This is a genomic window from Pseudomonas sp. FP1762 (genome assembly GCF_030687105.1).
Lineage (GTDB): Bacteria > Pseudomonadota > Gammaproteobacteria > Pseudomonadales > Pseudomonadaceae > Aquipseudomonas > Aquipseudomonas siliginis.
In genome coordinates, this window is the sequence record NZ_CP117458.1 from 5,946,578 (window position 1) to 5,973,100 (window position 26,523).

23 protein-coding genes and 1 pseudogene are annotated in these 26,523 nt (G+C 60.5%); 13 read left to right on the plus strand and 11 right to left on the minus strand.

The window, feature by feature from the left end; genetic code table 11:
• The first annotated feature begins 160 nt into the window (after nt 1-160).
• From uvrD to PSH90_RS26735, 3 genes are all read left to right on the plus strand, one after another.
• Nucleotides 161-2,344, plus strand: coding sequence for a DNA helicase II (gene uvrD / locus PSH90_RS26725; protein ID WP_305381811.1), 2,184 nt, complete (start codon nt 161-163; stop codon nt 2,342-2,344).
• Between the two features lie 300 nt (nt 2,345-2,644).
• Entirely contained in the window at nt 2,645-3,520 is an 876-nt protein-coding gene (locus PSH90_RS26730; RefSeq protein ID WP_305381812.1) for a Tim44 domain-containing protein, read from the plus strand.
• A gap of 135 nt (nt 3,521-3,655) precedes the next feature.
• Nucleotides 3,656-4,063, plus strand: coding sequence for an SMI1/KNR4 family protein (locus tag PSH90_RS26735; protein ID WP_305381813.1), 408 nt, complete (start codon nt 3,656-3,658; stop codon nt 4,061-4,063).
• A 21-nt stretch (nt 4,064-4,084) separates the two neighbouring features.
• Here the strand turns inward: PSH90_RS26735 and PSH90_RS26740 are convergent, their stop codons facing one another.
• Nucleotides 4,085-5,848, minus strand: a complete 1,764-nt coding sequence (locus PSH90_RS26740; RefSeq protein WP_095181199.1) for a cation:proton antiporter — start codon at nt 5,846-5,848, stop codon at nt 4,085-4,087.
• A gap of 278 nt (nt 5,849-6,126) precedes the next feature.
• Between PSH90_RS26740 and PSH90_RS26745 the strand changes: the two genes are divergently transcribed.
• Nucleotides 6,127-6,609: an acyl-CoA thioesterase gene (locus PSH90_RS26745; protein ID WP_016772447.1), complete on the plus strand. Its 483-nt coding sequence runs from the start codon at nt 6,127-6,129 to the stop codon at nt 6,607-6,609.
• 107 nt (nt 6,610-6,716) lie between these two features.
• Here the strand turns inward: PSH90_RS26745 and pdxY are convergent, their stop codons facing one another.
• Entirely contained in the window at nt 6,717-7,589 is an 873-nt protein-coding gene (pdxY, locus tag PSH90_RS26750; RefSeq protein ID WP_041476573.1) for a pyridoxal kinase PdxY, read from the minus strand.
• A gap of 117 nt (nt 7,590-7,706) precedes the next feature.
• On the opposite strand from pdxY, the gene PSH90_RS26755 reads away from it, so the two are divergent.
• Nucleotides 7,707-8,120, plus strand: a complete 414-nt coding sequence (locus tag PSH90_RS26755; protein ID WP_076564658.1) for a DUF3301 domain-containing protein — start codon at nt 7,707-7,709, stop codon at nt 8,118-8,120.
• A 6-nt stretch (nt 8,121-8,126) separates the two neighbouring features.
• On the opposite strand, the gene PSH90_RS26760 is transcribed toward PSH90_RS26755, so the two are convergent.
• Nucleotides 8,127-9,092, minus strand: a complete 966-nt coding sequence (locus PSH90_RS26760) for a GTP-binding protein (RefSeq protein ID WP_305381815.1) — start codon at nt 9,090-9,092, stop codon at nt 8,127-8,129.
• Nucleotides 9,093-9,132: 40 nt separating this feature from the next.
• Between PSH90_RS26760 and PSH90_RS26765 the strand changes: the two genes are divergently transcribed.
• The gene (locus tag PSH90_RS26765) at nt 9,133-9,489 is read left to right on the plus strand and encodes an NADH:ubiquinone oxidoreductase (RefSeq protein ID WP_305381816.1); all 357 of its coding nucleotides are present in this window, start codon (nt 9,133-9,135) and stop codon (nt 9,487-9,489) included.
• A 4-nt stretch (nt 9,490-9,493) separates the two neighbouring features.
• Here PSH90_RS26765 and PSH90_RS26770 read toward each other — a convergent pair whose 3' ends face one another.
• On the minus strand, nt 9,494-10,144 hold the full coding sequence (locus PSH90_RS26770) for a DUF1826 domain-containing protein (RefSeq protein ID WP_305381818.1): 651 nt from the start codon (nt 10,142-10,144) through the stop codon (nt 9,494-9,496).
• Nucleotides 10,144-11,349 (minus strand): zinc metallochaperone GTPase ZigA, encoded by a 1,206-nt coding sequence (gene zigA, locus PSH90_RS26775; RefSeq protein ID WP_122506277.1) that lies wholly within the window; start codon nt 11,347-11,349, stop codon nt 10,144-10,146. The genes PSH90_RS26770 and zigA overlap by 1 nt, the downstream gene beginning before the upstream one ends.
• A gap of 248 nt (nt 11,350-11,597) precedes the next feature.
• Between zigA and PSH90_RS26780 the strand changes: the two are divergent.
• The 5 genes and pseudogenes from PSH90_RS26780 (at nt 11,598) to PSH90_RS26800 (ending at nt 15,336) form a co-directional block, all read left to right on the plus strand.
• Nucleotides 11,598-11,935, plus strand: a pseudogene (locus PSH90_RS26780) (glutamine synthetase).
• A gap of 83 nt (nt 11,936-12,018) precedes the next feature.
• Entirely contained in the window at nt 12,019-12,915 is an 897-nt protein-coding gene (gene folE2, locus PSH90_RS26785) for a GTP cyclohydrolase FolE2 (RefSeq protein WP_305381820.1), read from the plus strand.
• Nucleotides 12,912-13,580, plus strand: coding sequence for a metal ABC transporter ATP-binding protein (locus tag PSH90_RS26790; protein WP_305381821.1), 669 nt, complete (start codon nt 12,912-12,914; stop codon nt 13,578-13,580). Before folE2 ends, PSH90_RS26790 begins: the two co-directional genes overlap by 4 nt.
• Nucleotides 13,580-14,449: a metal ABC transporter permease gene (locus PSH90_RS26795; protein ID WP_305381823.1), complete on the plus strand. Its 870-nt coding sequence runs from the start codon at nt 13,580-13,582 to the stop codon at nt 14,447-14,449. The genes PSH90_RS26790 and PSH90_RS26795 overlap by 1 nt, the downstream gene beginning before the upstream one ends.
• 11 nt (nt 14,450-14,460) lie before the next feature.
• Nucleotides 14,461-15,336, plus strand: a complete 876-nt coding sequence (locus tag PSH90_RS26800) for a metal ABC transporter substrate-binding protein (protein ID WP_305381825.1) — start codon at nt 14,461-14,463, stop codon at nt 15,334-15,336.
• Between the two features lie 84 nt (nt 15,337-15,420).
• Here the strand turns inward: PSH90_RS26800 and PSH90_RS26805 are convergent, their stop codons facing one another.
• Nucleotides 15,421-15,939, minus strand: a complete 519-nt coding sequence (locus PSH90_RS26805) for a DUF3617 domain-containing protein (protein ID WP_016772436.1) — start codon at nt 15,937-15,939, stop codon at nt 15,421-15,423.
• Between the two features lie 131 nt (nt 15,940-16,070).
• On the opposite strand from PSH90_RS26805, the gene cls reads away from it, so the two are divergent.
• On the plus strand, nt 16,071-17,510 hold the full coding sequence (gene cls / locus PSH90_RS26810; RefSeq protein ID WP_305381827.1) for a cardiolipin synthase: 1,440 nt from the start codon (nt 16,071-16,073) through the stop codon (nt 17,508-17,510).
• 10 nt (nt 17,511-17,520) lie between these two features.
• Here the strand turns inward: cls and cfaB are convergent, their stop codons facing one another.
• From cfaB to hflK (PSH90_RS26835), 5 genes are all read right to left on the minus strand, one after another.
• Nucleotides 17,521-18,708 carry a C17 cyclopropane fatty acid synthase CfaB gene (gene cfaB, locus PSH90_RS26815; RefSeq protein WP_305381828.1) on the minus strand — a complete coding sequence of 396 codons (1,188 nt, stop codon included), beginning with the start codon at nt 18,706-18,708 and terminating at the stop codon, nt 17,521-17,523.
• A gap of 177 nt (nt 18,709-18,885) precedes the next feature.
• A complete protein-coding gene (locus PSH90_RS26820; RefSeq protein WP_305381830.1) occupies nt 18,886-20,796 on the minus strand; it encodes a heavy metal translocating P-type ATPase in 1,911 nt (636 codons plus the stop codon).
• Entirely contained in the window at nt 20,793-21,842 is a 1,050-nt protein-coding gene (hflK, locus tag PSH90_RS26825) for a protease modulator HflK (protein ID WP_305381832.1), read from the minus strand. The genes PSH90_RS26820 and hflK (PSH90_RS26825) overlap by 4 nt, the downstream gene beginning before the upstream one ends.
• Nucleotides 21,839-22,882: a protease modulator HflC gene (gene hflC, locus PSH90_RS26830; RefSeq protein ID WP_305381834.1), complete on the minus strand. Its 1,044-nt coding sequence runs from the start codon at nt 22,880-22,882 to the stop codon at nt 21,839-21,841. Before hflC ends, hflK (PSH90_RS26825) begins: the two co-directional genes overlap by 4 nt.
• Nucleotides 22,879-24,840: a protease modulator HflK gene (gene hflK, locus PSH90_RS26835; RefSeq protein ID WP_305381836.1), complete on the minus strand. Its 1,962-nt coding sequence runs from the start codon at nt 24,838-24,840 to the stop codon at nt 22,879-22,881. Before hflK (PSH90_RS26835) ends, hflC begins: the two co-directional genes overlap by 4 nt.
• A 210-nt stretch (nt 24,841-25,050) precedes the next feature.
• On the opposite strand from hflK (PSH90_RS26835), the gene lpdA reads away from it, so the two are divergent.
• Entirely contained in the window at nt 25,051-26,451 is a 1,401-nt protein-coding gene (lpdA, locus tag PSH90_RS26840; protein ID WP_305381839.1) for a dihydrolipoyl dehydrogenase, read from the plus strand.
• Nucleotides 26,452-26,523: the final 72 nt, after the last annotated feature.

Genomic DNA, 26,523 nt, shown 5'->3' on the forward strand with positions numbered 1-26,523 from the left:
TGCGGGGAAATTTTCCGCCGCTTGCGCACCGCTGCAACCCCTCAGGCGAGACGGGCCGAAGCCTGCAGCCAGTGACCGACCGGTCGTCATCGGCAGCACTTTCATCGGCTAATGCAACGCACGGTTTGCCCGGGCCTGCGGCGCACCCTAGAATGCCCCGATGCGCGATGATCTCTCCCTTCTGCTGAACTCCCTCAACGATGCCCAACGCCAGGCCGTAGCAGCCCCCGTTGGCCGTCAGTTGGTCCTGGCCGGCGCCGGTTCCGGTAAAACCCGAGTGCTGGTGCACCGTATCGCCTGGTTGATCCAGGTCGAAAACGCCTCACCTCACTCCATCCTGTCGGTGACCTTCACCAACAAGGCCGCTGCCGAGATGCGCCATCGCATCGAGCAGTTGCTGGGCATCAACCCGGCCGGCATGTGGGTCGGCACCTTCCACGGCCTCGCGCACCGCTTGCTGCGGGCGCACTGGCAGGAAGCGGGCCTGAGCCAGACCTTCCAGATTCTCGACAGCGATGACCAGCAACGGCTGGTCAAGCGGGTGATCCGCGAGCTCGGTCTGGACGAGCAACGCTGGCCGGCGCGTCAGGCGCAGTGGTTCATCAACGGCCAGAAAGACGAAGGTCTGCGGCCGCAACACATTCAGGCCAGCGGCGACCTGTTCCTCGCCACCATGCGCGGCATCTACGAAGCCTACGAGGCAGCGTGCCTGCGGGCTGGCGTGATCGACTTCTCCGAACTGCTGCTGCGCGCGCTCGATCTGTGGCGCGATCACCCGGGCCTGCTGGCGCACTACCAAAAGCGCTTCCGCCATATTCTGGTCGACGAATTCCAGGACACCAACGCCGTGCAGTACGCCTGGTTGCGCCTGCTCGGCAAGGGCGGCGACAGCCTGATGGTGGTCGGCGACGACGACCAGTCGATTTACGGCTGGCGCGGGGCGAAGATCGAGAACATCCATCAGTACTCTTCGGACTTCCCGGACTCCGAAACGATTCGTCTGGAACAGAATTACCGCTCCACCGCCGGTATCCTCAAAGCCGCCAACGCGCTGATCGCCAACAACACCGGGCGTCTCGGTAAAGAGCTGTGGACCGACGGTGGCGATGGCGAAGCGATCAACCTGTACGCCGCGTTCAACGAGCATGACGAAGCGCGCTACGTGGTAGAAACCATCGAAAGCGCGCTGAAAACCGGTCTGGCCCGTAGCGATATCGCGATTCTGTACCGCTCCAACGCCCAGTCGCGGGTGCTCGAAGAAGCCCTGCTGCGCGAGCGCATCCCGTACCGCATCTATGGCGGGCAGCGCTTCTTCGAACGCGCGGAAATCAAGAACGCCATGGCCTACCTGCGCTTGCTCGAAGGTCGTGGCAACGACGCGGCGCTGGAGCGAGTGATCAATGTACCGGCGCGGGGCATCGGCGAGAAAAGCGTCGAAGCGATCCGCGAGCATGCGCGACACAGCGACGTGTCGATGTGGGAAGCGATGCGCCAACTGGTGGCGAACAAAGGCCTGACCGGGCGCGCCGCGAGTGCGCTCGGTGCGTTTATCGAACTGATCGAGAACCTCGCCGCCAAGTGCGCCGAGATGCCGCTGCACCTGATGACGCAAACCGTCATCGAGCAATCCGGCCTGATCGCTTATCACGAAGCGGAAAAAGGCGAAAAAGGCCAGGCGCGGGTGGAAAACCTTGAGGAACTGGTCAGCGCCGCACGTAACTTCGAGAACACCGAAGAGGACGAAGAACTGACCCCACTGGCGGCGTTCCTCGGCCACGCTTCGCTGGAGGCCGGCGACACTCAGGCCGACGAGCACGAAGACAGCGTGCAGCTGATGACCCTGCACAGCGCCAAAGGCCTGGAATTCCCTTACGTGTTCCTCGTGGGCATGGAAGAAGGCCTGTTCCCGCACAAGATGAGCCTGGAAGAACCGGGGCGTCTCGAGGAAGAACGGCGTCTGGCTTACGTCGGTATCACCCGGGCGATGCAGAATCTGGTCATGACCTACGCCGAAACCCGGCGCCTGTACGGCAGCGAAACCTACAACAAGGTGTCGCGTTTCGTCCGCGAGGTGCCGAAAGGCCTGATCCAGGAAGTGCGCCTGTCCAATAGCGTCAGCCGACCGTTCGGCGGCAACCAGTCGATGAGCGGCAGCAGCCTGTTCAACGGCAGCGAGATTCCGGAAACCGGTTTTGTGCTCGGTCAGGCCGTACGTCACTCGATCTTCGGCGAAGGGGTGATCCTCAACTTCGAAGGTTCCGGCGCCCAGGCCCGGGTGCAGGTGAACTTCAGCGAAGGCAGCAAGTGGCTGATGCTCGGCTATGCCAAGCTGGAAGCGATCTAATCACCGGCACTGAACCCATGTGGGAGCGAGCCTGCTCGCGAAAGCGCTGTGTCATCAAGCAATCATTTGCCTGACACGACACCTTCGCGAGCAGGCTCGCTCCCACAGGTTATGCGGCGCAAGTGCATCAATCCCTCTGAACCTATCGCCTTTTCCTACAGACAAAAGTACATCGGCTGATTGCCTCGCCAAGCTGAACGCAACCTGTCAGGCAAAAGCCCGAAACACTCTCTCGCTAGCCAGTAACACTTCAGCTGTGCAACATGGCGCGCGTGTCTCCACAAAACGGGAATACCCTTTATGAAACGTTTTCTTAGCATCGCCATGGCGTTGTGCATCGGCCTGACGATGAGCCTCGACGCCAACGCCAAGCGCTTTGGTGGTGGCAAAAGCGCCGGCGCTGCGCCGACGCACCAGACCAGCCAGATGGCTCCCTCTTCTCCAGGCGTGGGCGGCGCAGCAGCGACCGCTGGCGCTGCCGGTGCTGCTGGCGCCGCGGCCAAGGCCGGCGGTGCTTCGCGCTGGCTCGGCCCATTGGCGGGCATCGCCGCCGGTGGCCTGCTCGCGTCGATGTTCATGGGCGACGGTTTCCAGGGCATGCAGATCTTCGACATCCTGATCATGGCCCTGATCGCGTTCGTGATCTTCCGCTTCATCGCCGCCCGTCGTCGCAAGCAGCAGGAGCAATTCGCTCCGGCCGGCGCGCCGATGCAGCGTGAAGTGTTCGAGCAGAAGCCTGCCGCCATGGGTTCGATCTTCGGTGGTTCGGCTGCTCCGGCTGCCGCCCGTCCAGTGATCAACGCACCGGCCTGGTTCAACGAAGAGCACTTCCTTGAAGCTGCGCGTAGCCACTTCCAGTCGCTGCAGCAGCACTGGGACGCCAACGAAATGGACAAGATCGCCGAGTTCGTGACCCCGCAAATGCTTGAGTTCCTCAAGCGTGAGCGTGCGGATCTGGGCGATGGCTTCCAGTCGACCTACATCGACAACCTGCAGGTGCAGCTGGACGGCGTCGACGATCGTGCCGACAAGACCATCGCCACCCTGACCTTCACCGGCGTGTCGAAAACCTCGCGTTTCGACCAGGGCGAAGTCTTCAGCGAAAGCTGGAACATGGAACGTCCGCAGGGCGACAACCAGCCTTGGCTGGTCGCCGGTATCCGCCAGAACGGCTGATCCCTGCTGCGCTTCACTTGCGGTAACAGAACCCCGGCCTCGGCCGGGGTTTTTCATTTCACGGTTGCATCTATGGCGAGCTACTGTATAAACCGGCCCATATAAACCGCGCCATTCAGCAAGAGGATCCCGGACGTGGAAGAAATCATCGAACAACTGCGCGAAGCCAACGAACCCGTACCGGTTCCTTTGGAATTGCCTGACGAAGACCTGCTGGTGGAAATCGAAGAACAACTGTTCATCGACATTCCGTTCGTCTTCAAAGAATTTTTGCTGACCGTCAGCGATGTGGTCTATGGCAGCCTCGAGCCGGTGACCGTCACTGATCCGCAATCGCGCACCTATCTGCCGGACGTGGCGGCCAATGCATGGGACGCGGGTGTTGATCGCAGCTTGATCCCGATCTGTCAGGACGGCGATGACTACTACTGTGTCGAAGAAGACGGCACCGTGGTGCTGTGGCAGGCCGAAGAAGAACTGATTACTGAAGAAACCTGGGAATCGGTGTGGCACTGGGCGCGGGACGTCTGGCTGGAAAGCTGAGCCGCCAAACGCCCCTGTGGGTCAATGCCCCGACGATTCCTTATGGTTGTCGAGGGTTTCCAGCAAGGCCACCTGCATCCGCGTATGCACGCGGATGAACCAGCGCCAGAGCAGCGCCGCAACGGCGGCCGCGACGACGGCGATCAGCACCAGCAGCTTGTTGGTCGGCAGGATACTGGCCGACAAGGCTGCCAACAGCAGGAAAATCACCAGCAGCGAGAGAATCGGGATCACTTCGGCGATCACCCGGCGCACTCGCTGCGTGTGACGCCCGGCCATCTCCGGCTTGACGCCCATTTCCGCCAGCAGCATCGACAGCGCCTTGAGCTTGCGATAAGCCGCAATCAGGAACGGTAGCGAGACCAGCAACGCCCCGCCCCAGATCAGTGCCTTCTGCCAGCTCGGATCGCTGATCCAGTCCTGCAGCCACAACGACATGCGCTCGGCGAAGTATGCGCCGGCAAAGAAGATCGCAATCACCAGCGCCAGATTGACCCCGACCTGCAACAGGATCCGTCGGATCATCGACGCCAGTAGCGCGCCCTCACCTTGCGGCTGGATGCTGCGCAACCATTCGCCATACATGCCGAGTACACGCCCGAGACGCTTGGGCACGACTGCCGAGAGCTTGATCGACAACGGATCCGCCGCGCGGATCAGATACGGTGTCAGCAGTGTGGTGATCACCGACACGGCTACAGCGACCGGGTAGAGGAAGTTGCTGGTCACCTGCAAGGTCATGCCCAGCGCGGCGATGATGAAGGAAAATTCGCCGATCTGTGACAGACCCATGCCGACCCGCAGTGAGGTCCGTCCGTCGTTGCCAGCGATAAACGCACCGAGGCCGCAGGACAACATCTTGCCCAGCACCACGGCCACGGTGATCACCGCGATCGGCCAGGCGTATTCGATGAGAATCAGCGGGTCGAGCATCAAGCCGATGGCGACAAAAAAGATCGCACTGAACAAGTCGCGAACCGGCTCGACCAACTGCTCGATTTTCAACAACTGCTTCGACTCGGCCATGATCGCACCGATCAGGAAAGCCCCGAGAACCATGCTGTATTCGAGCTTGACCACAAGGAGGCAGAAGCCGAAACACAGGCCGAGCACGGTGATCAGCAGCATCTCGTTGCTTTCGAATTTCGCCACATAAGCCAGCAGACGCGGCACCAACAGAATGCCGATGACCAGCGCGACGATCATGAACAGCGACAGCTTGCCGACCGTGGAAAACACTTCCCCCGAGCTCACCGTGCCGCTGACGGCGATGCTCGACAGCAACGCAATGATGCCAATGCCAAGGATGTCCTCGACAATCAGTACACCGAAGATCAACTGCGCAAAGCGCTCGTTCTTCATCTTCAGGTCATTCAGCGCTTTGACGATGATGGTGGTTGAGGAGATCGCCAGAATCGCGCCGAGGAACAACGAATCCATGGTGTTCCAGTCGAACCAGCGGCCGATTTCGTAGCCGATCCAGATCATCAGGATGATTTCGAGAAACGCGGCAATGAACGCCGTGGCGCCGACCTTGAACAGCTTGCGCAGGCTGAACTCCAGACCAAGGCAGAACATCAGGAAGATCACCCCGAGTTCGGCCAGGGTCTTGATGGTTTCTTCGTCGTGAATCAGGCCGAACGGCGGCGTATGCGGGCCGATGATGAAGCCGGCGACGATGTAGCCGAGCACCACCGGTTGTTTGAAACGATGAAACAGTACGGTTACCACGCCCGCGACCAGCATGATCACTGCCAGATCCTGAATAAAACTGATGGCATGCATGGCGTAGGCTCCTTGATGACGAGGCGCGCGGACAGACGTAAGACGTTCTGCGCGAGCAGGGTAAAAATCCGCTTTTAATGTAGGAATTGCCCTTGGGCAGGGCTTTTGCAGGTTAACACCGCGACTTCGCTCTGGAAGCCGGTGCAATATATGGAAACAGATCGCTACCGGCGTGACGGCGGCCCGCCGCGCGGCGTCCCGATAACGGTGCTTTTTGAAAAGCCACCAGGTGCCCGCAGAGGCGCTTCCTGCAATCAGCCTTGATCCGTGAGAACGTTATGGAACCCGGAAACGCCCAGCTGTCGATGACGGTACTGATGACCCCCGACATGGCCAACTTCTCTGGCAATGTCCACGGCGGCACCCTGCTCAAATACCTCGACGAAGTGGCCTACGCCTGCGCCAGCCGTTATGCCGGGCGCTACGTGGTGACCCTGTCCGTGGATCAGGTGATTTTCCGCGAGCCGATTCATGTCGGCGAACTGGTGACGTTCCTGGCCTCGGTCAACTACACCGGCAACACGTCGATGGAAGTTGGCATTAAAGTGGTCACCGAAAACATCCGCGAACGCTCGGTGCGCCACACCAACAGCTGCTTCTTCACCATGGTCGCGGTGGATGATCAGCGCAAACCGGCCGCCGTGCCGCCGTTGCAACCGCAGAACAGCGAAGACAAACGCCGCTTCATGCAGGCGCAGCAGCGCCGGCAGATTCGTCAGGAACTGGAGAAGCGTTATCAGGAGATCAAGGGCGACGCCTGAAACGGGTAGCGCTCAATTGATCGCTTTCGCGAGCAGGCTCGCTCCCACATCTGGAATGCATTCTTCCTGTGGGAGCGAGCCTGCTCGCGAATAAAGACGACTCGGTCTCAGAGACTGATCGCTGTAGCCTCGAACTTCACCCGCGGATGCGCAATGCGATCCTGCGCCCGCACAAGTTGCAGCTCATAACTGGCGCACGCCTGGGTTTCCAGCAACACCTCGTGCACTGCCGCTGCGGTGAATTCGAATGCCGCCAACAGCGTGTCGCCCAGCAGTACCCGCGCCAGGAACAGGCCGGACGTTAGGTCGCCCACCCCCACCGGCTGACGCGGAAACGCCAGCAAGGGACGGCGCAAATGCCAACTGCCCTCAGCCGTCACCAACAACATTTCGAAGCCATCCGCCGGTTTGCCCGGATAATCCAGATGCTTGACCAGAACCGCTTTCGGCCCGCGCGCCAGCAGCGCACGTGCCATCGCCAGGCAATCGAACAGCGACTGCGGCTTGCGCCCGGAAAAACTGTCCAGCTCCAGCTGGTTCGGGCACATGATGTCCGCCACGGCAGCCGCTTCATCGAGAAGGAAATCGCTGACCTCGGTGGGCACGCTGCAACCCTTCTCTGGATGGCCCATCACCGGATCACACAGATACAGCATCTTCGGATTGACCGCTTTGATCCGCGCCACACCGCTGAGAATCGCCCGGCCCTGCGCGGCGCTACCGAGATAGCCGGACAGCACCGCGTCGCAATTGCCCAGCTCGCCAATCGCAGCGATGCCTTCGATCAGCTCAGGAATCTGCTGCGGTGCCAGCACTTCACCGGCCCACTGACCATACTGGGTGTGGTTGGAAAACTGCACGGTGTTGAGCGGCCAGACGTTGACCCCGACCCGCTGCATCGGAAAAACCGCAGCGCTGTTGCCGGCGTGGCCAAACACCACGTGGGACTGGATGGCGAGCAGATGAGGCGTACGTTTCATTCGGGTCATTCCGTAAAACGATTGAAATTCAAGCCGCGCAGTATGCGACGAAACACAGCCTGTACGACAGACCGGCGAGACAGTTAAGCTGACGCCATCTTTTGGAGTTCGATGTCGATGCTGACCCTGGAAAACATCTTCGTGCTGATGCTGTTCGCCGCCGCTGGTGCCTGGCTATGGCACAACCACGGCTTGCGCGAGCGCGCGCTGGAGCGGGTCAAACAGCATTGCACCAATGTCGGCGTCGAGCTGCTGGACGGTAACGTCGCGCTGAAAAAGATCGGGCTGATCAAGGATGCCAACGGTCGCAGGCGACTGGCGCGGGTCTACAACTTCGAGTTCACCGTGACTGGCGAAAGCCGCCACAACGGCACCGTCACCCAGTTCGGCGCGCACAGTGCGCAGATTGAACTGGCACCCTACCCGGCGCCGTTCGACGACACGCCGCCGGTGGTCGAAGTGCACAAGCCTCGCGCAGAAGTCATTGAGCTGAGCCAGTGGCGCCAGGAACATACCAAGTGGAAGCCTTGAGCTGACTCATTGAATCCGGCATTCAGCCAAACCGGCTTGCAGCTGTTCGATGTTCTGCGGTTCAGCGAAGATCAGCTCAATTCTTGAGTCTTTTCGCCATTCGCTGGCTTGCCAACTCAGCTCGGCATGCTCCAGCGCATTGCCCGAAACCCAGCCATCCGTGCTGTGGATAACCAGTTTCGCCCGGTTCCAGTCGAGCGCGCTCAGCCAATCGGCGATGCGTGCTTGATCAAATACCTGCCCCGGATGCCAGCGCCAACCGATGCTCCAGCCCCCCTCTTGAGCCTGACTCAGGCAGATCGGTTCGGCCGGATCGCTCCAGAGCGCTGGCAGCTGTGCCAATCCAGTGGGCAGCGGCAGATGCCCTGCGTCTTCGTTCGCCTTTACTGCCAGCCCCGGAAGCTCGCTCAGAGGCAGTTGCGCTTGCTGCGTCCAGATCAGCCTGACGGGCGGCAACTGGCTGGCGATTCTGTTTCGAGCTGTTTCATCGAGATCTTCCGCTTTGTTCAGCAGCAACAACCCCGCACTGGCCAACGCTTGCTGCTGAGCGTCCGGCAAGGCTCTACCTGCGTGCAATGCCTGAGCGTCCAAAACCAGAACACAGGGCTGAACCGCCAGCACACCCAGCCACGGCGCCTCATTCAGTTGCTTGAGCAATTGCGCCGGATGGCCCAGCCCGGATGGCTCGATAAACAGTCGATCCGGCCTGGCCTTGCGCAGCAGGCGGCCAAGGCCGATCTGGAATGGCGCGCCATTGACGCAACACAGGCAGCCCCCGGCCACCTCACCCAGTGCGATACCATCGTCGTCGCGAGTCAGCAGCGCGGCGTCCAGACCAATCTGGCCGAACTCGTTGATCAGTACCGCCCAGCGTTCGTCCGCAGGCCGTTGCGCCAGCAACTGGCGAATCAGGCTGGTCTTGCCGGCGCCCAACGGGCCGGCGATGACGTGGGTCGGAATGTTCTGCAACATGGCGGGTACTTTCTGCGGACAGTTATTGAGGAGATCGAAGATGCGCTGGTCGGGATGGTCGTTGCTGTTGGCGCTGCTGTCGAGTGAAGCGTGGGCCGAGGCCTGCGTGGTGCACACACAGGGCGAACGGCTCGACGTCAAAGTCTGTCAGCAGAACCGGACGATTCCGCAGAAATTGTTCAATCACGGCTTCTGCCAACCGACGCTGGCCGGGCAGAAGGTCGAGGTGCAATACGTCGACCAGTGCCCGAGCGCAGCTTTCGGCGTATGCAGCAACGCGCAAGTCGCCAATATGCCCTATCGCCAGGATATCCACTATTACGGCGTGGCCACCGATGCGGCGTATCTCAAGCCATATTGCGAAGGCCAGAGCCAGGGCGTCTGGCGCAAGCCCTGATGTGTCAGCCGAGCCAGTCGAGGGTCAGCAGCAGACGGCGCTCACCGGGCGCCGGTTGCGGCGAACGATGGATCAGGCCGAAGCCTTCATTGCCGTGCCATTTTTCGCCTTTGAGCAACGCGACGTCGCCGCTGTTGAGCTGGCGAATCGACGCTGGACTGTGCGGTTCGGCATTGGCCTGGCCAAGTTGCAGGCGATCCATCGCGCCCTCCTCAAGCCATTGGCTGCCGATGCCAGCGTAAGTAGTGATCAAGCGCACCGGCACGTGATCGACGTGGAAACGCGGACACATGGCCTTGTCCAGCACACGCAAACGCACGCCGATACGCCGCGCACCGAGCAGGCAGGCGAAGGCACTGATCAGCCACTTGAGGTCGCTGATGAAACCTTCGAATCCTTGCAGATCACGCAGCCCTGCAGCCAGACCGGCGAGATCCGGTTCGGCATCTTCGTCGGGCAATTCCACACATAGCGACTCGGCCAAGGGCTCGTTGAGTGACAGCACCAATTGCGCAAAATCGGCGATGTGCACGGGTAGCTGGCGCTGCCAGACGGCGAGATTGGTCTGGTCTTCCAGGATTCGCGTCAACGTTTCCGGTGTCAGCCCCTCGTGCTGATGACGGGTAAGAAGCGGCTGATCTTTGAGTGCGAGCATCAGGCGGCCTCTTCGTGCCAAGGGCCGAATGGATCAGGCAGCAAGCGCCAGCCTTCTACGCCCGTTGCCATTTCTTCGTCGGTCAGCAGACAGGCATCGAGTTCGGCGGAGAGCTGTAGGAAATCTATGTTCTGACCGATGAAAACCAGCTCCTGGCGGCAATCTCCTACGCTTGGAATCCAGTTTCCCATGATCGCCTGGACACTTTCCTGATCCTGCGGCCATTGATTCTTTGGCACAAAACGCCACCAGCGACCGGCGAATCCATGCCGCATCAAGCCACCAGCCTGCGACCAGCTACCGGCATCGGTGGGTTTGCTGGCCAGCCAGAAGAAGCCTTTGGAGCGCAGCAGCTTGCCGTTCAGCCAAGGCCGATCGATGAAGCTGAAGAAGCGTCGCGGGTGAAATGGCCGGCGCGCGCGGTAGGCCGTCGAGGCGATGCCGTATTCCTGTGTCTCCGGGACGTGCTCACCGCGCAATTCCTGTAGCCATCCGGGCGCTTGTGCGGCCTGATCGAAATCGAAACGACCGGTGTTGAGGATTTTCTCCAGGGGGATTTCGCCCATCACCATTGGAATGATTTCAGCCTGGGCATTGAGGCGCTTGAGGATGGCGGTGAGTTCTTCACGCTCGTGCTGGCTGATCAGGTCGATTTTGCTGATCAGCAGGACGTCGGCGAACTCGATCTGCTCGATCAACAGATCGGTGATGGAGCGCTCGTCTTCTTCACCGAGAATCTCGCCGCGAGAGGCAAGACTTTCGGCCGCCTGGTAATCGAGCAGGAAATTCACACCGTCGACCACGGTGACCATGGTATCGAGGCGAGCAATGTCGGCGAGGCTTTGCCCCTGTTCATCGCGGAAGGTGAAGGTTTCAGCGACCGGAAGCGGTTCGGAAATGCCGGTGGATTCGATCAGCAGGTAATCAAAACGATCCTCGCGGGCGAGTTTGCTGACTTCTTCAAGCAGGTCTTCGCGTAACGTACAGCAAATGCAGCCGTTGCTCATCTCAATGAGCTTTTCTTCCGCACGGTTCAGACTGACATCGCGCTGGACTTCGCTACCATCGATGTTGATCTCGCTCATATCGTTGACGATCACCGCAACGCGCAAGCCGTCTCGGTTACGTAGTACGTAATTCAAAAGTGTACTTTTTCCGGCGCCGAGAAATCCTGAAAGTACGGTGACGGGCAATTTGGCTGACATTGGATAATCCTCATAAATGGCAGCCGATTTGCGCTTTGAGGTGTGCGCTTGGCGCGTTGCGCTTCATTTACTCGGGTCAACGAAGGCAAATGATTGTGATCGGCAGCTCAGGCTGGTTCCGATTTATGTTATAGTATAACAACTTGAGTTTGCCAGTCCGACAGAGGAGATTTCGCAAATTGCTGCACCACCGATCGTGGACACTCGCAATGAACAAGGGGTTGAAATGCCTGCTTTTGAGCTTTGCTATGTCGCTGGCCAGCCAAGCCCAAGCGCACATGCCGGGGCCGGCGCACTGCACACGCAGCGCTAATCTGCTGGCGTGTGTAGACGCCGACGGCAATGCCTATAGCGTGAATACGGTAGGCACCACGCTTTACCTGCGCGGATTCGAGAAGAACGGCCATCGCTATTGGGCGCAGACCAACAGCCGCTTCGGCCAATTAACCTTTTTACCGGCATCGCCTCCGATGGCGAGGCTTGGGTTGGCTATACCCGCCGTGTCGGCTGGACAACCATCAACCGCTTCTCCAGCTCGGGCGGTAGCAGCGCAAGGTTCACTTGCAGCCGGATTACGGGCTGCTAGTGAAATCCTTTTCATGAAAAAAGCATCGCTGAATGGATTGTTATAATGTAACGTAAATAGAGATCAATACGACGGTCTCAACCATGAATGCTCTTACTCTCCCGGATATCGCCGCCCAATCTGCACGCCTGGCACTGCCCCTCGACTGGGTGGGCATGCGTGGGATTGCTCTACCCGTTGTGCTCGAAAGCCAACGCCTCAGCGCCAGAGTCGACGCTGGCGTGAGTCTCGATGATGGTGAAGCGCGTGGTATTCACATGTCGCGCTTGTATCTGGCACTCGAAGCCCTCGAACAGCGAAGCCTTTCTCCCGCTCTGCTGCATCAGGTACTCAAGGGTTTTCTGATAAGTCACCAAGGTCTATCCGCCTGCGCATATCTGAACATTCACACCGACTTATTGCTGAAACGGCCGGCGTTAGTCAGCCCCCTAGCCGGCTGGAAATCCTATCCGACAACCATTTCAGCAAGCCTGAAACAGCAAATGTTCCACGTGGAACTAAAACTCGAGGTGCCCTATTCCTCGACATGCCCCTGCTCGGCAGCCTTGGCAAGGCAATTGATCCAGCAGCAATTCGTCGACGATTTCGCCAACAAGGCTCTGCAACACGCAGATGTTTTGGCATGGCTTGGCTCAACCAAAGGGATCGTAGCGACGCCGCACAGCCAACGTAGCTATGCGCAACTGCACCTGCATCTCGACAATTTCATCGACGAGCTACCGCTGACAGCGATCATCGATGACGCTGAAGCAGCCCTCGGCACAGCCGTGCAGACCGCAGTAAAGCGCCCCGACGAGCAAGCCTTCGCACTCGCCAATGGGCAAAACCTGATGTTCTGCGAAGACGCCGCGCGCCGCCTCAATCTGGCACTGCAGCGCACGCCCGGCATCAAACAATTGCATATCCGCGTGATCCACGCCGAAAGCCTGCATGCTCATGACGCCGTCGCCGAAAGCAGCTGGCAGCGGGAGCAAATATGATCCGCTGCCAATCGCTGGCCTGGGGCGCTCCCGGTCAACCGCTGACGACGCCTCTGAGTCTTGAGTTCGAGAGCGCCAGTCTGACCGCCATCATCGGCGCCAACGGCTGCGGCAAAAGCAGCCTGCTAAAGGTCATCGCCGGATTGCAGAAGCCTCTCGCTGGCAAAGTGGAAATGGCTGTTCCACGCCAAAGCGGAATTTCCTTTCTGCCGCAACAGCAGCACTTGGATCGGCAATTTCCAATAAACCTGGAAGAACTCATCGCCGCAGGTTTCTGGGGCCGCCGGCTGTCGACGCAACTGCGCACGCAGCGACTGAAAAACGCATTGGAAGACTGGCACTTGAGTGGCCTCGAACAGCGTCCGTTGATGGCCCTGTCCGGCGGTGAGCTACAACGTGCCCTGCTCGCACGACTGAGCCTCGCTGACGCCCCGGTGCTGTTGCTCGATGAACCGCACGCCGCACTCGACGATCTCGGCCAGCAATTGCTCTGGCAACACATTCACCACTGGCACGCCGAGGGCCGGACACTGCTTGTGGTCTGCCATGACCTGGCGGCTGTCCGCCAACACATTCCGCATACCCTGCTGATCAAAAACGGCCACTGCGTGTACGGAACCAGCAGAGAACTGATCCAGCCAACACCGCACATGCAGGTCGCCTGATGCTCGCCACCCTCAGCCATTTCTGGCAGCCGTTCAGCGAATTCGTGTTCATGCGCCGGGCCTTGCTCGGCGGCCTGGTGTTGGCGTGCAGCACGGCGCCCTTGGGCGTGTTTCTGATTCTCAGACGGATGAGCCTGATCGGCGACGCTGTCGCCCACGGCATTCTCCCTGGTGCAGCGCTGGGATTCTGGCTTGCCGGTTTGAGCCTTCCTGCCCTGACGCTCGGCGGCCTCGGCGCCGGCCTGAGCATGGCCGGACTTGCAGCCTGGATCACCCGGCGAACGGGGTTGCGAGAAGATGCCAGCCTCGCCGCGATCTATCCGATCTCACTGGCCAGCGGCGTTTTGATCCTTGGCATCGCCGGCAAGCGCCTCGACCTTCTGCAATTGCTGTTCGGTTCGGCGCTAGCCGTGGATGGACCGACGCTGACCGGCATGCTTTGGGTCTCGGCCATCAGCCTCATGGCCATGGCGGCGATCTACAAACCCCTGCTGTTGGACACACTCGACCCGCTGTTCTTGCGCACAGTCAGCCGTATCGGGCCACTGGCTCATGGCGTGTTCCTGACTCTGGTCGTGCTGAATCTGGTGATCGGTTTTCAGGCCATCGGCGCACTGATGGTGGTGGGACTGATGATGCTTCCGGCTGCCGCGTCGAGATTCTGGAGTCGCCGTCTGCCAATACTGATTGCCGTCGCCGCCGTCATGGGCTGCGTGTCGGTGTGGCTCGGTTTGCTGCTGTCGTTCTATTACTCGCTGCCCAGCGGCCCGGCCATCGTCCTGGTTGCCGGGGCCGGCTATCTGCTGTCGGTGGTGTTTGGACCGGTTCACGGTTTGCTGCGCCGCCCGCCTTTGCTCACATCCCAATGAGGTGTTTCCCGATGCGCGCTCTACTCGTGCTGTTCAGCCTGATGCTGTCGATGTCCTTGTCGGCCGCCGAAAAACTGCCGGTGGTCACCAGCTTCAGCATCCTCGCCGACATGGTTCATCAGGTCGGCGGCGAGCACGTGCAGATCACCAACATGGTCGGCGCGGACGCCGATGCGCATACCTACGAGCCAACACCGGACGATGCCAAGGCATTGCTCAAAGCCAAAGTGATCATCAAGAACGGCCTCGGTTTCGAGCCTTGGCTGGATCGCCTGGTGACCAGCACCGACAGCAAGGCGACGGTGATCAGCGCCAGTCGCGGGGTGATTCCACGTTCGCTCGATGAAGACGGCGAAACGGTTCCGGATCCACACGCCTGGCACAATCTGGCGAACGCTGAGTTGTACGTCGCCAACATCACCAAGGCGCTGATCGCCGCCGACCCGGCCAACAAGCCTGACTACGAGCGCAACAGCCAGACCTACCTCAAGCAGATCTATGCCCTGCTCGCCGAAGCCAAAAACAAACTCGGCGCGCTGCCGCCGGGTAATCGCAAGATCGTCACCAGCCACGATGCCTTTGGCTATCTGGGTCAGGCCTATGGCATCGACTTTATCGCGCCACAGGGTTTGTCCACCGAACGCGAACCCTCCGCCGCCGAAGTCGCTGCGCTGATCACGCAGATTCGCCAGGCGAAGGTCAAAGCGGTGTTCATGGAGAACATCAAGGACGCGCGCCTGCTCAAGCAGATCGCGGATGAAAGCGGCGCACACATCGGTGGCACGCTGTACTCGGATGCGCTGGCGGTGAGTGGACCGGCGAGCACCTTTACCGGGCTGTTCGAATACAACCTCAATACGTTGTACAAGGCGTTGAGTCAGCCATGACTTGAGGCGAACTTCCGATCTATTCGCGAGCAGGCTCGCTCCCACAGTTGGAATGGGTTCCAACTGTGGAGCGCTGCGAAGGTTTTAAGCGCGGGGTTTTACCGTGCCGCAATCCTGGCCCAGCCAGACTGCCCGGGTTTCCAGGCTGCCCTTCTGGTTGATGCCGATGGCGTTGAAGGTGCCATTGGCAACGGTGGTGAATTCGCGGTCACTGAGGAATGTCGCCACGCCGGTACCTTGGGCTTTCGGGCAGCTGAAGCGGAATTTCCACTGGTTGCCGGTGCGCTCGGTGATCTGCTGTTTGCAGCCCGATTGCGGATCGGCCAGCGGGATATCGTTGGTTGCCACCTGCTGCGGCGTCAGGCAGGCACGGATCCCCTTGCCGCCAATATTGATGCCGTTTTTCTCGAGCGCAGCGCGCTGCTGCGGGGTGATCTGGCCTTGAATCTGGCCAAGGATCGATTGCACGTCCATGGCCTGATCATCGACCTTCAGATTGCTCGAAGACATTTCCCACAACCCCGGCTGCAGCATTTGTGCCTGCGCAACCACCGGTAATGCCAAACCCAGGCCCAGCGCCAAACCCAGCAGACGAACGTTCATCGAGTAACTCCTGATCAGTTGTGGCCGTTAGACGCCGGCCGATTGTGTCGGTTCATGCGCCGATTAAATAGAGACATTCGCCGCAGAACATGGTCTGTTAAGCATTGCATCTCGCGGAGCAAGGCTGCCCCATGGATTTTTTCGGACCGCACATTTTCGGTTACCTGATCGCCCTGTTGCACACACTCGGTTCGATCGCTGCAATCCATGCGGTGCTCACCGTGCGCACAGCGCAAGGCTCGATCGCCTGGGCATTGTCGTTGATCTTCATTCCCTACTTCACGCTTATTCCATATCTGGTATTTGGTCGCAGCACCTTCGATGGCTACATCAAGGCCCGGCGCCAGGCCAACGAGCAGATGCGCCTGGCCATTTCCGAACTGAACTGGCGTCCGTGGGTGGAGGAAGCCCTGGCCGCTCGCGCTTCGAGTGCCTACGCCTCACTGCGCGCGATGCCGAAACTGGGGCGCATGCCGTGCCTGGCGAACAACGAGGTGCAACTGCTGGTGAACGGCACCGCGACCTTCGATGCGATATTTCAGGCGATCGAACAAGCCAGGCAAGCAGTGCTGGTCCAATTCTTCATCATTCACGACGACCGGCTCGGCCAGCGCTTGCGTGATCTGCTGTTGAAGAAAGCCGCCGAAGGCGTGTCGATTCATTTGCTTTATGACCGCATTGGCAGCCATGCCCTGCCCCATCACTACGTGCAAGCGCTGCGTGATGCCGGCGTCGAGGTCAAAGCCTTTGCCACGCGCAGTGGCTGGCTCAACCGCTTTCAGGTCAATTTCCGCAACCACCGCAAAATCGTCGTGGTCGATGGCGTAGTCGGTTTTGTCGGCGGACATAACGTCGGCGATGAATACATGGGTGAGAAACCACCGCTGGCGCCATGGCGTGACACCCACGTCAAAGTCCGCGGGCCGGTGGTAGCCTGCATGCAGGAATCCTTCGCCGAAGACTGGTTCTGGGCTGCTCGTACCCTGCCGCCGTTGATCCTGCCGGATACGTACCCGGAGGATGGCGTGCTTTGCCAATTGCTCGCCAGCGGCCCGGCGGACGCCTACGAAACCTGCTCGCTGTTTTTCGTCGAAGCCATCCACGCAGCAACGCAACGGGTGTGGATCACCAGCCCGTACTTCGTCCCGGACGAAGCGGTATTCGCAGCACTCAGGCTGGCGGTTTTGCGTGGTGTCGATGTGCGCCTGCTGTTGCCGTCGCGGCCTGATCATCGCATCGTCTATGCCGCCTCAAGCCTGTATGCCTTTGAAGCGGTGCGTGCCGGCGTGCGGGTGTTCCGCTATCGACCGGGTTTCCTGCATCAGAAAGTGGTGTTGATCGACAGCGAAATCAGCGCCATCGGCAGCGCCAATCTGGATAATCGCTCGTTCCGCCTGAATTTCGAAGTGATGTTGCTGACCGTCGACAGCGAGTTCGCCGCTGCTGTGGAACAGATGCTCAATGACGATTTCGCCCAGGCCGATGAGGTGGCCAAAGAAGAAAGCCGGGAGATCCACCGCCTGCAACAGGTCGGCATGCGGATCGCCCGGCTGATTTCGCCGATTCTCTGAGCGCCCCGTTTCAGGGGTGGTAGATATCGTCGCGGGTCCAAGGCAGTTCGTGGCTGCCATCCGGATGCGCTTTCACAGCGAGGATCTGATGCAGGTTGATCCAGCCCCGCGCGAAGGCATAAGCGCAACCGGCCAGATACAGACGCCAGATACGCAGTGCTTGCTCAGGCACCAGTTTCGCCGCAGCTTCGAGGTTGTCCTCCAGTCGCTCGCTCCAGTGATCGAGCGTGCGCGCGTAATGCAGGCGCAGGCTTTCGACATCGACGATTTCCAGCCCGGCTTCACTGATCTCGGCAGAGATCATCGCCAGGTGCGGTAACTCGCCGTTGGGAAACACGTATTTTTCGATGAAGTTGCCTGCGCCGCGTCCAACCGGGCGGCCGTCGGTGTGCTTGGCGGTAATGCCATGGTTCATTACCAGGCCGCCCTCCTTCACCGCACCAAACAGGGTTTTGCAGTATTCGGCGAGATTGGCGTGTCCGACGTGTTCGAACATGCCGACGCTGACAACCTTGTCGAAGCGGCCGTCCTGGGGCAAATCGCGATAGTCGAGCAATTGCAGTTCGACCTGATCGTCCAGCCCTTCGGCTTTGACTCGCTCCTGCGCCAGGGCCAATTGTTCCTTGCTCAAGGTAATACCGAACACTTTGACGCCAAACTCTCGCGCCGCATACCGCGCCAGACCGCCCCAACCACAACCGACATCCAGCAAATATTCGCCCGGCTGCAAGCGCAGCTTGCGGCACAGATGGCGGAATTTGGCTTGCTGAGCCTGTTCGAGGGTTTCGCTGCCGGTTTCGAAATAGGCACAGGAATACGCCATGTCGCTGTCCAGCCACAGCTGATAAAAGGCATTCGACAGGTCGTAATGATAGGAGATGGCTTTGGCGTCGGTGTCCTTGTCGTGTTGCGCGCGCACCGGCTGACTGTCTTTGTCTTCGTCGAGCAGCGCATTGCTCAACTCATCGCAAACCCGGATGACCTCGCTGATCGAGCCCTCCAGTTCCAGCTTGCCTTCGACGAACGCCGCACCGAGTACATCCAGGCTTGGGTGGGTGAATTGAGTAACCATCTGCGGGTCCTTGACCACGATGGTTACGCTGGGCGTCGGCCCCAGATTGAACTCGTGGCCGTCCCAGAGTCGCAGGCGAAGCGGTAAATGCAGGTTCTGCAAGGCCGGTGGAAGTTGCGCGAGCATGGAAAATCCCCCCTTGTTTCAGACGTCTGATCTGAGGGTAGACCAACCTTGAAAAATAGCAGGCTATCGATTCGATCGGCCTTGTCTATCGTGATCGGCACATCGGCTGAACGCCACAGGCGACGTGCCTTACGATAGATGACTGCCTGCGTACTCTGCGGTTCGATGAATTTTCTTTCACTTAGCCTGAGGGTCGAGCCTGAGCAATGGCTCCTGAAAGCGCAGCAAACGTCCGGCGTTGCCCAACACCAACAAGGTACTCAGGTTATGCAGCAGCGCCGCGATCATCGCCCCGGCCGCGCCAAGCCAACCGAAAGCCGCGAAGACCACGATCGCCAGGGTCCAGCCGAGGCCGATGATCACATTGACCTGCAAAGTACGCCGGCACTGACGACTCAAGCGCACGCAAGTACCGAGGCGGCGCAAATCGCTGCCGATCAACACAATGTCCGCTGAAGCCAGAGCAATATCGGCCCCGCCAGCGCCCATCGCCACGCCGACCACGCCGGCCTTGAGCGCGAGTGAATCGTTGATGCCGTCACCGACCACCATCGGGCGGAAGCCGTGATCGATTTCCTTGAGCACGCGATTGAGTTTGTCCTCCGGGAGCGCTTGCGCCTGGATTTCATTCAGCCCGACTTCCTGCGCCAGGGTTCGCGCGACGCTCTGACGATCCCCCGTCAGCAGGAGTTGGCGTCCCAGCCCCAGTTCGCGCAATTCGCTCAAGGCAAAGCGCGCTTCGGGTTTGATGCTGTCTGCTAGCAGTAGCCAGGCGAGGAATTCACCGTTCAAAGCCAGGCCGGCAATCGGGCCATCGTGTTCAGGAACGAGGGGCGTTGTGATGCCCAGTTGCGCGAACAACTCTGGACGACCGAGCGCAGCTTCGCCCTTCTCTGTCGTCGCCACTACGCCCAAGCCTTGGCGCTCATGGATGTTGGTCAGAGGCCAATAGGCTTCCTGATCGGCCATCCCGGCGAGTGCCCGGCTCACCGGATGACTGCTCGCCGCGCCAAGACTGGCGGCCAGCGCCTGCACTTCTTTAGTGTCCACACTGAGGCTGTCGATCGACTGCAAACGCAACGTGCCGTAAGTCAGCGTGCCGGTCTTGTCGACCACCAGCGAGGTCAGATCGGCAAGTTCTTCGAGGAACGCCGAGCTGCGAATCAGAATCCCGTGACGCGCGGCGACGGCGACACCGGCAATCGCCGTGGCCGGCGCCGACAGCACCAACGCACACGGACACGCCGCCACCAGCACCGCGAGCATCGCCTGTGCATCATGGGTGACGAACCAGGTCACCGCCGCCAGCAACAAGACCAGCACCATGTAGCTGCCGGCATAGCGTTCGAGCAATCGCGTGATCGGCGGTTTCGAGCGCTCGGCGTTTTGCATCAGGGCGATGACTTTGCCCAAGGTGGATTCGTCGCCGGTGCGGGTGACTTCGACGCGCAGCAATCCATCGAGGTTGATCGCGCCGCCAAACACCAGCATGCCCACGCCCGCTTCCACCGGTACCGATTCACCGGTAATCGACGCCGTATCGAGACTCGCCTGGCCGGACAATACCCGACCGTCCGCCGGCACCCGATCACCGGCCCGCACCTCGACAATATCGCCAGCACTGAGCGTGCGGTTGTCCACTTCGATGATCGAACCGTCTGCCTGCAGCTTGCGCGCATGGCTGCGGGTCAGCCGGCCAAGCGCATTGATCGCTTCCTGGGAACCGATGACGCTGCGCTCCTCGAGCACATGGCCGAAGATCATGATGATTGGCAACAACGCCGCGGTGAGCAGATCACCGGTCGCCCAGGCACCGAGCATGGCCAGCGCAATCAATTGATCGGTAATGCCGTGCAGGCTTGGATAACGCAGGCTGTACCAGGCCGACCGCATCACCGGAACCGCTACGAGCAAAGAAGCGAAACCCAGCAGCAGTTGGCTGACACCGATTTGCTCCGGGAGTATCCAGCGCCAGACCAGCCCCACACCCAGCAGCCCGAGCGCAAGCATCGCCAGGGTCAATTGGCGCGCGGCGCGACGTTGTTCGGCCGAGGACAACAGACTTGGAGCAGCGGTGGTCGCGGTCATTGACTGGCTCCTTGAATGATCAACCGGGAATCGTCTTTCGGATTGACGGTGGTGACCGACCCGGCCTGACCGAGAATTTTCGGCAGGCGTTCGCGATACAGACGCAGGAGCATTTGCGGGTCGGTAGACGTGGCCAGACTCGTGACGGTTGCGGTATCGGTCGAGGCTTTTGCAAGACGCTCGCCTGCCTGCGCGTGGGCCACCTGGAGCGTGCGGTCTGCCTGTTCGTTGGCGGACTGGGCAAGTTTCTCGGCATCGGTGCGCGCGTTAGCCACTGCTTTGTCAGCCTGCTGACTGGCCGTCAGAACCGCATTGAAAGCAGTGATCGCTGGCTCCGGCAGACTCGATTGCACATCGACCCGCGACACCTCGATACCGATGCCCTGCCCGCTCGCCTTCAGTTCAGCAAGACGCGCGTTGATGCCTTGCACCAGATCACCGCGCAATCGCTCACGGCGCTCGGCTGCCTGATTGTCGGCGCCGATCAATTCCGGGCGAGCGACCAGAATGGTGTCGAGATCTCGCGCGGCGGTCAGGGCTACGGCGCTGCGCGTCACCAACCGATCGAGCGCTGGTAGCACATGTTCGCCCTGTAACACGAACGCATAGGGATCGGAGACTTGGTAAAACACTCGCACGTCCAATTGCACCACACCGGCGTCACCGGTCAATAAATAACCAGACCCGGCAAGTGCATCGCTCAATGGCGTAGCGAAGGACGCCACCCGGTCAGCCTTCAACGCCTCGTCACTGCGCAACAGATTTTCCACTCGACGCTCGATCACCCGATCAGCCGCCGGCAACAGAATCACCTGCTCAAAGGGTTGCGGCCACGCCCATAACAGCCCGGCATTCTGAACGCGATCAAGCGCGCCAAAGTGCAGTACTACTGCGCGGTTTTGCGGATCAATCTGCCGGACATTCGAGACCGCCCATGCTAATGCGGCCAAAACAGTGATCGCATACAAGGCGATGAAGGTCAGACGGCCGGCCTGAATCCACGGACTGTTCAACGCATGTGTTCCACGTGGAACTTCTTCGCTCATGGCTGCGATCCGACTTTTTTGTCGAGAGTCGGTGGGCCGTCGACCAACACACGGAACGGCGCAGCATCGGTGCGCAGAATCAGTTTGGTTTCCGGTGTGACAATGGTGCCGAGGGTATCGAGCGAGCGCAGCAGGTCGTAAAGCTGCGGCGAGCTGGCGTAGGCGCGTCCATAAATCTGCGCAGCCTCGACTCGCGATTGCGCTTCAATGTCGGCGGCTTTCACCGTCGCATCAGCCTGGACGATTCGCGCATCGCGCTCGGCGGCGGAGCGAATTTGCGCCGCTTCGCGTTTGCCGATCGCTGTACGTTCCGTAGCAATGGTTTCACGCTCGGCGCGCATGCGATCGACCGTGGCACTGAGCGTGACCGAGGGCAAAGTCAGCCGCTCGATACCGACCTGCACCACGCGCACGCCATAAGTGGCGAGCAACTGTTGGTCGATCTGCTGACGCAACTGCGCTTCAAAATCGCCGATGCGCACTTGTTTGGCATCAGTGTTGACCAGATTGGCCAGATCGAAACTGCTGGCCGTGGTCTCCAGTGCCGAGCCGACAAAGGTGCGAATCTGCCGCGCCGCCTCGTCCGGCTGATTCTGCACGGCACGCATGAAACGCTGCACATGTTCAGGATCACCCTGCACCTGCCACGCCACGTAGGCCTGAACGATGATGCGCAAACCGTCCTTGGTGCCGACGTCCTGCAAACCACTTGAGGTGGTACGTAGACGCAAGTCCACCGGAATCGCTGCTTCGAACGGCGCAGGCCAGCGCCAGCTCAAACCGGGATCAAGCAATACCCGCGACGGATTTCCGAAACGGGTGATGACCGTGGCTTCGCCGGAGCGCACTTGCACCAGACTCGCGGCGGCAATGGCAAACGCCACCAGCAACGCAGCCCAGCCCATACGCCGCCACGGAAATGGTCCGGCCGCTTGCGGATCGCCGTGATGGTGGTGATGACCATGATGATGGTGATGCCCGCCGTGGCCGTGGTCGTGGCCGCTGTGGTCGTGAACGTCATGAACAGGCGACTGGCTCAATGGGTGGCTCCTGGTTGAGCGGTGGTGCGGGGGGACGACGGATCAGTCGGCAGTGCGAAAGTACGCAGATCGATGGTTGGCGCATTCGCGCTCCCGCCAAGTCGATGGTCGAGCACCAGCAGCCTGGCTTTATTCAAGCCCTGACTGAGCTGGCTGAGATATTGCTCCAGCACAAAAGCCTGGCCAGCACTGGCGAACGCTTTCTGCTCGGCGCTGAATTTCAGGTCTGCCGTTTGCGCAGCGGCACTGATCTCCCGCGCATTTGCCGTTGCCTGATCCCGCGTCGCGCTCGCCTGCAACTGCGCCTCGTTAGTGGCCTGCGCAGCCGCCCCGCGTTCGCGAGCGATCAACGCCTGCGCGCCGATCTGCGCCGCTTGCACACTGTGATAGGCATTCGCCGCGCCGGCCGGTGGATGAATCGCTTCGACGACTGTGGCAAGGATCTCCACACCACTGTTCAATCTGTTCAGATCGCTTTGCACCGAGCGACCGGTTTCCTCGGCCAGCCCTGCCCTGTCGCCGCCGAGCAGACCGTCGAGGGTGCGCGAGGCAAAATCGTGAACCAGAATGCGGCTGGCGGTGCTGCGAATCAGCGTCGGTACATCGGCGCTGTTATAGGTCGCGGCGAGCGCCGCCTCGTCGTTCAAACCGATGCGATAAACGAAGCGCACGTCCATGTTGACGATTTGCAGGCCCTGTTGCGCGCCGCGGCTGCTGGCGATGACCTGGGATTTGTCGTTGACGTGGCTGGCGTCCCACAAACGGTTGGCGGTCAGCGGCGCCGGGCCTTCAGCGGAATCGGACTGCACGGCGATTGGCTTGTCGCCGACACTGGTTGCCAGTTCATGAACCACACCGTTTTCAACGGAGATCACACGCCCCAATGGCCAAGGCAACCCGCTATGCAAACCCGGGCCGAAAACCTGTACCGGTTTACCGAAGCGCTCATAGATGCCGCGACCTTGCAGGGGAATTTCATGTACGCCGGTCAGCAGCCAACCGCTAAGGGCGACCACCGCCAACACTGGCAACAAGGCCCGGCGCATGTAACTGAAGGCCCAGATCTGGCGCAAATCGATGCCGAAACGGTTGTGCATTTCATGCTGTAACGCCAGCCACGGCTGCGGCGGCCAACGCAGCATATCGGCGATAAAACTGCGCGCCAGCAGGGTCGGTTCGAGTTGTTCGCGGCGCGGGCTGAAAACAGACAGCACCGCGCGCAATAACAGTTCGATGGCAACCAACATCGGCAGGATTGCGCTGAATACCGCAACACGCGCCGGCCAGACTGCGTCTTCGCTGGCAAACAACAGACACAGCGCACCGATCAACAGAGTGATGATCACCACCCGGATCAGTTGTGCCAGCGCAGCCGCTTCCGGCCACTGCGCCGGCGGTTCCTGCGCCAGTTGCCGCTCCAGCACCAGCAGGGCAAACGCCAGCAACAACGCCAATGCCGCACCGATGCTCGCCGACAGCCCCAAGGCCGCCGCAGGCAACGTGAGATTCCACACCTGCTCAATACCAAGCAGAACCAGCAACGCCCAACCGCCGAGCCACAACGTCGGCGCACCGATTTGTCCAAGCAGATGGCGGCTCTGCTGACTCAAGCGCTCCAGAAGCCTTTCGTACCAGCCCTCGGCTGCGGCGCCCTCTTCCTCGACGGTCGATTGCGAGGCGGGCGGATGCATCACCCGCGCGCGCCATTGCGTCACCCACCACGCCGATTGCAACCCGGCGACCAGTACCAGCAACGCCGCGCTCTGATTGACCAATAACGATAACCACAGGGACTGCGGCGCAAACAGGCCGACGAAAAACGCCAGCACCCAGCCCGACGCGGCCACTGCGCCGAGTCCATACGCCAACCGACGCAATTTGCGTGACTGCGCGGCTGCCTGCTGAAAGCGCGGCAGCCCGGTGACTGGCGTGGCTTCCAACTCAAGATCGACTTGCATAACACCCCGAAAATGTAGGCTCAGCGTTCATAGCGTTACGATATAACGGACACTGTGAAATATTCGTACACAATTTCATCTATTCAAAGATGCCGCAGCTGTCGCTTGCCTGAAGCCTTGACCGAAATGTTCGACGAAGCTCATATTACGCACATAATCTTTATCGCAACTAATCTTGGCTATCCCCATCGAGCAATCTGGAGCAAGCGCATGAGCAACTATGACGTGGTGATTCTGGGCGGCGGCCCTGGCGGTTATAACGCAGCGATCCGCGCCGGCCAGCTCGGGCTCAAGGCTGCTTGCGTTGAAGGACGTGCAACCCTCGGCGGCACCTGCCTGAACGTCGGCTGCATGCCGTCCAAAGCCTTGCTGCACGCGTCGGAGCTGTACGCCGCTGCGGTGGGGACAGAGTTCGCCAATCTCGGCATCGAGGTCAAACCGACGCTGAACCTCGCGCAGATGATGAAGCAGAAGGACGAAAGCGTCGCCGGCCTGACCAAGGGCATCGAATTTCTGTTTCGCAAGAACAAAGTCGACTGGATCAAGGGTTGGGGCCATATCGACGGCCCGGGCAAAGTGACGGTGACCGACGCCCAAGGCAACAAGAGCGAACTCAGCGCCAAGGACATCATCATTGCCACCGGCTCCGAACCCACTCCCCTTCCCGGCGTCGAGATCGACAACCAGCGCATCCTCGATTCCACCGGCGCGCTGTCATTGAGTGAAGTACCCAAACATCTGGTGGTCATTGGTGCCGGGGTGATCGGCCTGGAGCTGGGTTCGGTATGGCGCCGACTCGGCGCGCAGGTCACCGTGGTCGAATACCTTGATCGCATCTGCCCCGGCGTCGATGGCGAGGCCGGCAAGACCTTGCAGCGCGCACTGAGCAAGCAAGGCATTGCCTTCAAACTGAGCTCGAAGGTCACCAGCGCCACCAGCTCCGCCACAGGCGTGCAGCTGAGCGTCGAGCCTGCCGTTGGTGGTACGGCTGAGCTGATCGAAGCCGACTATGTGCTGGTGGCCATCGGGCGCCGGCCGTACACCCAGGGCCTGGGGCTGGAGAGCGTCGGCCTGAGTACCGACAAACGCGGCATGCTCGCCAACAAGCAACATCGCACCGAAGCCGCCGGGGTCTGGGTGATCGGCGACGTCACGTCCGGGCCGATGCTCGCGCACAAGGCTGAAGACGAGGCCATGGCCTGCGTCGAGCAGATCCACGGCAAGGCCGGTGAGGTCAATTACGCGCTGATCCCCAACGTGATTTACACCCAACCGGAACTGGCCAGCGTCGGTCAGACCGAAGAACAGCTCAAGGCCGAGGGCCGCGCCTACAAGGTCGGCAAGTTTCCCTTCACTGCCAACAGCCGGGCGAAGATCAACCACGAAACCGAGGGCTTTGCCAAAGTCCTTGCCGACGAGCGCACGGACGAAGTCCTTGGCGTGCACCTGGTCGGGCCGAGCGTGAGCGAGATGATCGGCGAGTTCTGCGTGGCGATGGAGTTCAGCGCCTCGGCCGAGGACATTGCCCTGACCTGCCATCCGCACCCGACGCGTTCGGAAGCGTTGCGGCAGGCAGCGATGAATGTCGAGGGGATGGCGACGCAGATGTAGGTTCCAAACCTTGCCGCCGTCTTCGCGAGCAGGCTCGCTCCCACTTTGGAAGCGTTCCCCCTGTGGGAGCGA